This is a genomic window from Pseudoalteromonas sp. MMG006 (assembly GCF_018101025.1).
Taxonomy (GTDB): Bacteria; Pseudomonadota; Gammaproteobacteria; order Enterobacterales; family Alteromonadaceae; genus Pseudoalteromonas.
Window position 1 is genome coordinate 26,199 of the sequence record NZ_JAGJEJ010000028.1, and the last position, 7,950, is coordinate 34,148.

Below are 7,950 nucleotides of genomic sequence, written 5' to 3' on the forward strand. Positions count from 1 at the left end.
TACAGATAAAAAAAGCGTAATGCATCTGCACTATTTTAATAAATTTGGTTTTACTTTGATCCGCTAAATTCAGACCACGACTCAATTAAATCAATAAAATCTTCAAAGCCACAGCCACTGCTTAAGCCGTTTTCTTCAAGCATTAAATCATCATCTTGGTAGGCAACTAGATCTTCACTATCTTGATGCAAGGCATGCGCTTCGAATAAGGCTTCGTCTTTAGAGAGTATTAAATCGATCTCTTGGCCTTTTAAGGTAACTGGCTCGTAGCTTGTTTTTACCGAAGTAATAAGTGCTTGCACCATAGCCACTTTTTCTTTGCCAATCTCTTCATTTAGCCAACGGCCAATTATTGCGTGTTCGCTGCTTATTTTGATGCGTAGGCCACTAATAGGGTCACGTATAAATTGATATTCCATAACTGTTACTTTTTAAATGCTAATAACGCGATTATACCCGTAAATTAGCTTAAACGCCGACTCTAAAAAGCAAAATAGCGCCATTCGGGCGTGTTGAACTTTGCAGATTGAAATTTGTTCAATCTAGGGGGATTAAATCGCGGCGTAAGGTTTGTAACCTAGTGGGCTAAGTAAAAACCGAGCAACAAAGAGTTTATCGTCCCTAGAAAGAACCCAAATGGCAGCGCATGTTTGGCATTTATGCTGCGTTATCGCCTATTTATGGGGAATAACCACACTGCATAGGCTCTGCCTTGCCTAAAAACCAAACATACTGCTGCAAATTCAACCATCAAAGAGCAACACGCCCTAAGCGCTATTTTTATAAAACGTTAAATACCTAACTTCGTGAGCGGTATCGTGCTGCGTCTATAATCGACCATAAGTAAATAATTGGCACAAGTACAAAGCCTACTAATACATATATAAGCGCGTAACTAATTATAATTGCGAGCGCAAAAAATATAGCGGCTAAAATACGCCCTTGCACAAGTTGCCCTAAACCAGGAAAAAATATATTACACAATGCTGCAATTACATTACCGCCAGAACCTTGATCAGCCATACTCACCTCTGTAGTTAATTAATTTTAAATTTTAGTTATTTACTTACTATCACACTTTATGCCAATTTATTAAAGCTTAAAAATCAATTGGTTAAATTATCATTAAATAAAAGCTTTAGTATTTTTTACTAAATATAGGTCAATTTGATTATTTTTATTATTAAATTTTGTCATTTATACACGCTAGAAAACTAGCCAGCTAATTGGTTTTAGACACTATTTTTATAATAGCTGTTCATAAAAACAGTATTTTATTTAGCCTAACAAAAACACCTGTTATACTGCCTTCATTATTGATTGAAAAGGCGTAACGATGGACGTTTCTGAATTACTCGATGGCTTAAATGACAAACAACGCGATGCCGTTGCAGCCCCACTACAAAACATGCTGGTATTAGCAGGTGCTGGGTCTGGTAAAACACGAGTGCTGGTTCATCGTATTGCGTGGTTAATGCAGGTTGAGCAAGCCTCTGCTTATAGTATTTTTGCAGTTACTTTTACCAATAAAGCCGCTAAAGAAATGCGTTCTCGAGTAGAAGAAACCTTAAAAGCACCTGTCGGTGGTATGTGGATTGGTACTTTCCATGGCTTATCGCACCGTATTTTGCGCGCTCACCACCGAGAAGCAAACCTACCAGAGGCCTTTCAAATATTAGACTCTGACGATCAGCTAAGAATGATCAAGCGCTTATTAAAATCAATGAATATTGATGATAAAAAATGGCCAGCTAAACAATTTGGCTGGTACATAAGCGCTAAAAAAGACGAAGCACTTCGCCCTAAAGATATTCAAGCTTACGATATAAATGAGCAAATGATGCTGCGTGTATATGCCGCGTATCAAGAAGCGTGTGACCGCGCTGGTTTAGTCGACTTTGCTGAAATACTGCTACGTAGCTATGAAGTGCTTAAAAATAACCCTACACTACTTCGCCATTACCAACAGCGCTTTGCGCACATGCTGGTAGACGAGTTCCAAGATACCAATACCATTCAGTACGCATGGTTAAAGCTACTCGCAGGCGATACACAAAGCATTATGATTGTGGGCGATGACGACCAAAGTATTTATGGCTGGCGCGGCGCTAAAATAGAAAATATAAAACGTTTTTTAACTGACTTTGACGCCGAGACTATTCGCCTTGAGCAAAACTACCGCTCAACCGCAACCATTCTAAAAGCATCTAATGCGCTTATAAAAAATAACTCAGAACGTATGGGTAAAAGCTTATGGACCGATGGTAACGAAGGCGAGCCTATATCGATTTATGCCGCGTTTAACGAATTAGACGAAGCCCGCTTTGTAAGCAGCAAATTACGTAGCTGGTTAAATGCAGGTAATGCATTGCAAGACGCCGCTATTTTATACCGAAGCAACGCGCAATCTCGTGTACTCGAGGAAGCCATGCTACAAGAAGGCTTAAAGTACCGTATTTACGGTGGAATGCGATTCTTCGAGCGCCAAGAAATTAAAGATGCACTATCGTACTTACGATTGGTAGGAAACCGCCAAGATGACGCCGCATTTGAGCGCGTCATTAACACCCCTGCGCGCGGTATTGGTGATAAAACATTAAGTCATATACGTGATTGTGCTCGGGCTGAATCACTCCCGCTTTGGTATGCAGCTAAAGCTATTGTTGAACAACAGCACTTATCTGGCCGCGCGGCAGGTGCAGTATCTAAATTTGTAGAGCTGGTAGAGCACATAGAAGACAAAATTAGTGACCTTACTCTGCATGAGCAAGCTAAATACGCGATTCAAACCTCTGGCCTTATGGCTATGTACCAAGCTGAAAAAGGCGAAAAAGGCCGTGCCCGCGTAGAGAACTTAGAAGAACTTATAAGTGCCTGCGACCAGTACGAACTCCCTGAAGAAGAAGAGTTTAGTTCGCCACTTCAAGGGTTTTTAGCTTATACGTCGCTTGAATCTGGTGAAGGCCAAGCTGATGAGCATGAAGACGCAGTACAAATGATGACCCTTCACTCAGCTAAAGGTTTAGAGTTTCCGCTTGTGTTTATGGTGGGCGTTGAAGAAGGCATGTTCCCTTCACAGCAAAGTAATGAAGAAACAGGTCGCTTAGAAGAAGAGCGACGTCTTTGTTATGTTGGTATGACGCGTGCAATGGAAAAACTATACATAAGCCACGCCGAAAGTCGCCGTTTATACGGGCAAGAAAAATACCACAGTCCTTCACGCTTTTTACGTGAAATACCAGAAGACTGCGTAGAAGAAATTCGTATTAAAACACAAGTGTCGCGCCCGCCAGCTGCGGGGCGTTTTAGTGCCTCAGTAAGCCATGCTGTATTTGAAGAAAGCGGGTTTAACTTAGGTCAGCGCGTACTACACGCTAAGTTTGGTATAGGGACTGTGCTTAATTACGAAGGTAGCGGCGCGCAATCGCGTGTGCAAGTAAACTTTGATGACCTTGGTAGCAAATGGTTAGTAACCGCATATGCACGACTTCAAGCTGTATAACGCGTTAGTTACAAAACTAACTCAGCAACTAGTTGGCGCAAACCATCGCCAGCTAGTGCTTATTACAGGCAATTCTGCTTGGTGCTATCGCTTAGTTAATTCTTTTATAACTAACGACAATACAGCTGCGTTATCTAAATCAGAGACTTTAAAAAACGCCATTTGGCCCTCTCATAATCATCAAATATTGGGTAAAGAGTTTGACGATGCTGTTTACGATGGTTTTAGTGGCCTATATCCAGACAAATTAGCCGCGCTTGCAGGTACTGTTAAAGCTGGCGGAATTTTATTTTTAATACTGCCAGAGCTTAATTCACTCAATACTTGGCCTGACCCTGCTTTAACTAGCATTGAGTCTTTCGGGCATAACACTTCACAAAGCTTATTTAACAAACGTTTTAGCTCTATTATTCATTCTCTGCCCGCTTTACATTTTAGCGAGCTAAACGGAGTTAGTAACAATAATACTAATCCTTCACCTAGCAATACTATTAATTATCAGCCACAGCAGAGCTGTATTGAGCAGATAGTAAAAGTAGCGAATGGAAGAGCAAATAGGCCCCTATTGATAAATGCAGACCGCGGGCGAGGTAAATCAGCAGCGCTTGGGCTTAGTGCAGCACAACTTAGCGATAAAAAAATAATTCTTTGTGCCACTCAATTCAGTGCAACACATTCAAGTTTTAAACATTTAGCAAATGCACTAAATGTAAATTACGACCCCACACAAAAGCAATTGGCTAACTTGTCTTATATGCCGCCAGATGTCTTGCTCAATAGTTTACCCGAATGTGATTTATTACTTGTTGACGAAGCTGCCGCAATACCAGTGCCTCTATTATTAAAAATATTAACGCATTACCCAAGAGTTGTATTTGCAAGCACACTTGTAGGCTACGAGGGCAATGGTCGAGGTTATACAATTCGCTTTAGCAAGTACGTCAAAGCACATTATAAAGCAGCAAAAGTAGTTACGCTTGACGAGCCACTGCGATTTGCCAAACACGATCCTCTTGAGCAGCATATACGCACACTACTGGCATTAGACGCTCAATTTAGCGAAACCAATTGTGCTGATATATCTGCTTTAACACACCGTGAAATTAGCCAACAATCATTAATTAATGATGAGCTGCTACTTAGACAGGTTATTGCATTACTTGCCCAAGCACACTATCAAAGTAGCGTTAACGATTTACGACACCTGCTTGATGCGCCTGCACAACGAATATTTATTAGTGAAGAGCACAACCGCTTAGTAGCCGTTTGCTTAATAGCTATTGAAGGTGATATCGATACTGATTTAGCAGAGCTAGTTATTTCAGGAGAGCGTCGACCACAAGGTCATTTAATGGCGCAAACGCTTGCACAACTTAGCTTCAGCGCTGACTTTTTAACGCAGTTAAGTGCCCGCGTAGTGCGTATAGCCGTTGACCCTAGCGCTCACAATTTAGGGCTCGGAAAAGCACTAATTGGCTATTGCGAATTAAAACTTAAACCACAGTGCAAATTTTTTGGCGCAAGCTTTGGAGCTACGGCTTCCTTACTCAATTTTTGGCAAAGCCAAGGGTTTGTACCTGTAAAGCTAGGTTTTAAACAGGATAAAAGCACTGCTGAGCATTCAGTGTTAGTGATCAAATCGTTACATGATGACTGGAATAAATTAGGCGATCTAAGCAAACAATTTCAAAATGAATTTATGTACGGGCTATTAACTCACTTTAAAACCATTCACTGGCAACTTGTCAGTATATTACTCAATAGTTTTTCTGATGAGCCACTTACAGCACATGCGCTTTTTCAACTAAGGCAACTTAAAGATAAAAACCTAAATAGGTTTTCAATATCAGCCGTACTTTGGCATGCCATAAATAAAGCACCTTCAAATATGAGAGAGTTAAACCCCCCTCATAAACAACTTATTATTCAAAGTGTGCTGCAAAATTGCAGCGATGAGCAGTTATTAAAACAGTTTTCTTTAACGGGTAAAAAACAGTTAGATAATAGCCTCTCTAGTGCTTTTAAATCACTGATTGCACAATTTAAGTAATCCTACTTTTAAAAATTGTAACTCTATAAGCTATTTATTTATTTTGTTCTATCCTTTAAGCATTAATAGGTAAATAAAGTTAAAGGCATGGAATTAATAAACTTTAAAGTTGGCTGCAAAACAATTTCACTTAAAATTCTCGATATATTACTCACAGAGCGTTTTAACAACGACCTCACTACTTTGCCGAATAATAATAAAAGCTTTATTGGCGTTAAAGACTATATGGAAACGCCGACCCCGGTATTTGATTTAGGAATTATTCTAAACGGTAATTCTACAGAGCAAAGTAATAAGCACGCCTTAGAGCAACTACGTAAATGGCAAGAGTCACTAGAGGTTTGGTTTACGCGTCTTGAAAACAACCTAACAGGCAACAATACAACCATCACAACAACCAGTACTGAGTTACATAACTTTGAAATGTTTTATCAAGAGTTCAAAACAGATAATGAAGACTTACAAGCCATAATAGGAAAGTTTGATCGACCATTTAAATCACTGCTACAAACTGTGGATAAAGCTATTAAAGCGAGTGCCGATGACAATAAAAAACAAGTAAGTAAATATATAATCGATATTAAACAAAATAGTTTAATGCAACTACTTCGATTATTTGAGGCTGCAAAAGAGCAAATTACACTCGACTATAAACCTATCATAGTCTTTACCACTAAAGATGGCTCAACTCCACATGTAGGGCTGTTAGTAGATAAAGTAGAGGATAACGTAGATTACAAAAAAGAAGATATTAAGCCTTTAGATAAGCTAACAGAGGTTGGCTTTGATATAGACCCACAAACTAAAAATATGATGCGCGGTTTAATAGAACTAGCCGAAAAGCACAGTGTTTTAATTGATCCAAGTGCCATTTTTAGCCCTGTATGCGCAGCACAAGAAGACGTTCAAGAAAGTGAAGCATATGGCTTATTTTAAAAACAGATAAGCCGAGAATATTCTCGGCTAATTATTTATAACAGTAAGTTATACCGTGGTAATAATATCTTCTACAGCTAAACGAGCCTTAGGTAAGCCGTGATTCCAATCTTCCTCTACAAGAGGGTAACCCATAGCAAGTGCAACTTCACAAATGTGGCCATCAAGCTCTTCACTAAACTTCTCACCGATTAAATCTGGGTCGACACCTTCCATAGGCGTAGAGGCAATATTTAAACGCGCTAGAGTATGCATAATGTTACCCAGTGCTAAATAAACCTGCGCTTTAGTCCAGCTACCGTTGTAACCATTTTCATCAGTGTTCATTTCAGCAAATGCATATGCCCCCATAAAGGTATCACGCATATCTGCTGGTAGGTGGCCTGAACTTACTTCTACATCAACACGCTTTGAAAACTTCTCTTTAGTAAACTTAGGATCGTAGGCAAGTAAAAGCGTATGAGATGCCTCTTTAGCGTGGTGTTGATTAAACTGGTGCTTATTTACGAATGTATCGTGTAAACGTTGCTTACCCTCTTCACTTTCTACTAAGATAAATTTCCAAGGTTGAGAATTGATTGAAGAAGCAGACAAACGAATAGCTTCTTTTATTACTTCCAAATCATCTGCTGAAATACGCTTAGCAGAATCATATTTCTTAGCAGTGTAACGATTATGTAAGTCTTTAATGATTTGATGAGACATGCTCTACTCCGTCGTGATGTAAGTATTTAAATACAAGATGAAGCTAGTTTAATTGCTTAAAGAGCATTTGATAATTAGCAATAGAGTTAAAAGACTTTATAAAAAAAATTGATAATAAAAAAAAGACTAAGTGATTATCAGATCATTTAAAGTATTATTATGCTTTTCACCATATGAAATCTGGTTAGGGATAAAAGTGTAGTGGAGATAAGGATATGCGAAGGACCCTACGAATGAGTTGGGCATGGGCTCTTGGCTATTTACTAAACCCCAGACAGCAAAAACCCGTCACATCGCTGTAACGGGTTTCTCTTATTTAAGTACTGGTGATGTTGTAGTGCCCGCAGCGGTAGAGAGCCACATAGCAAATGCTACACTATCATTGTGTCGGGGCGGCCTTCCGCGGGGCTCGCCTTCGAGCTGTTTTGTTTCACTACTGAGTTCGCGGTGTGAAGACGCTTAGCAATATCCGCTCTGTTATTATCCTTAAACGAAATTTATTAATTACGCGTATCTTACTTTTCTGCAGACGTAAAAAAGCCCGACTATCGCTAGTCGGGCTTTCTACAATTTGAAGCCTGGTAATGTCCTACTTTCACATAGCAAATGGGATACTATCATTGTGTCGGGGCGGCCTTCCGCGGGGCTCGCCTTCGAGCTGTTTTGTTTGACTATTGAGCTCAACATGGCCTCTTGGCTATTTTATTAAATCCCAGACAGCAAAAAACCCGTCACATTGCTGTAACGGGTTTCTTTA

The 7,950-nt window shown here is 39.7% G+C and carries 6 protein-coding genes; 3 read left to right on the forward strand and 3 right to left on the reverse strand.

Features of this window, described 5'->3' with window-relative positions; translation table 11 throughout:
• Window positions 1–50: 50 nt before the first annotated feature.
• Both J8L73_RS17975 and J8L73_RS17980 read right to left on the reverse strand, forming a co-directional pair.
• Window positions 51–419, reverse strand: a complete 369-nt coding sequence (locus J8L73_RS17975) for a YacL family protein (protein WP_211019113.1) — start codon at window positions 417–419, stop codon at window positions 51–53.
• Between the two features lie 379 nt (window positions 420–798).
• Entirely contained in the window at window positions 799–1,023 is a 225-nt protein-coding gene (locus tag J8L73_RS17980; RefSeq protein ID WP_002963009.1) for a hypothetical protein, read from the reverse strand.
• 313 nt (window positions 1,024–1,336) lie between these two features.
• Here J8L73_RS17980 and uvrD point away from each other — a divergent pair, with 313 nt between their 5' ends.
• The 3 genes from uvrD to J8L73_RS17995 all read left to right on the forward strand — a co-directional run bounded on the left by uvrD (window position 1,337) and on the right by J8L73_RS17995 (window position 6,488).
• Window positions 1,337–3,502 (forward strand): DNA helicase II, encoded by a 2,166-nt coding sequence (gene uvrD, locus J8L73_RS17985; protein ID WP_058549181.1) that lies wholly within the window; start codon window positions 1,337–1,339, stop codon window positions 3,500–3,502.
• Window positions 3,480–5,552, forward strand: a complete 2,073-nt coding sequence (locus J8L73_RS17990) for a GNAT family N-acetyltransferase (protein WP_211019115.1) — start codon at window positions 3,480–3,482, stop codon at window positions 5,550–5,552. Before uvrD ends, J8L73_RS17990 begins: the two co-directional genes overlap by 23 nt.
• An 87-nt stretch (window positions 5,553–5,639) precedes the next feature.
• Window positions 5,640–6,488, forward strand: coding sequence for a chemotaxis protein (locus tag J8L73_RS17995; RefSeq protein ID WP_211019117.1), 849 nt, complete (start codon window positions 5,640–5,642; stop codon window positions 6,486–6,488).
• A 48-nt stretch (window positions 6,489–6,536) separates the two neighbouring features.
• On the opposite strand, the gene J8L73_RS18000 is transcribed toward J8L73_RS17995, so the two are convergent.
• The gene (locus J8L73_RS18000; RefSeq protein WP_211000994.1) at window positions 6,537–7,193 is read right to left on the reverse strand and encodes an NAD(P)H-dependent oxidoreductase; all 657 of its coding nucleotides are present in this window, start codon (window positions 7,191–7,193) and stop codon (window positions 6,537–6,539) included.
• Between the last annotated feature and the right edge of the window lie 757 nt (window positions 7,194–7,950).

Bases quoted from the DNA above. Each gene is read 5' to 3' on its own strand.
- J8L73_RS17975 (WP_211019113.1), bottom strand. From the start codon at position 419: ATGGAATATCAATTTATACGTGACCCTATTAGTGGCCTACGCATCAAA.
- J8L73_RS17980 (WP_002963009.1), bottom strand. From the start codon at position 1,023: ATGGCTGATCAAGGTTCTGGCGGTAATGTAATTGCAGCATTGTGTAAT.
- uvrD (WP_058549181.1), top strand. From the start codon at position 1,337: ATGGACGTTTCTGAATTACTCGATGGCTTAAATGACAAACAACGCGAT.
- J8L73_RS17990 (WP_211019115.1), top strand. From the start codon at position 3,480: ATGCACGACTTCAAGCTGTATAACGCGTTAGTTACAAAACTAACTCAG.
- J8L73_RS17995 (WP_211019117.1), top strand. From the start codon at position 5,640: ATGGAATTAATAAACTTTAAAGTTGGCTGCAAAACAATTTCACTTAAA.
- J8L73_RS18000 (WP_211000994.1), bottom strand. From the start codon at position 7,193: ATGTCTCATCAAATCATTAAAGACTTACATAATCGTTACACTGCTAAG.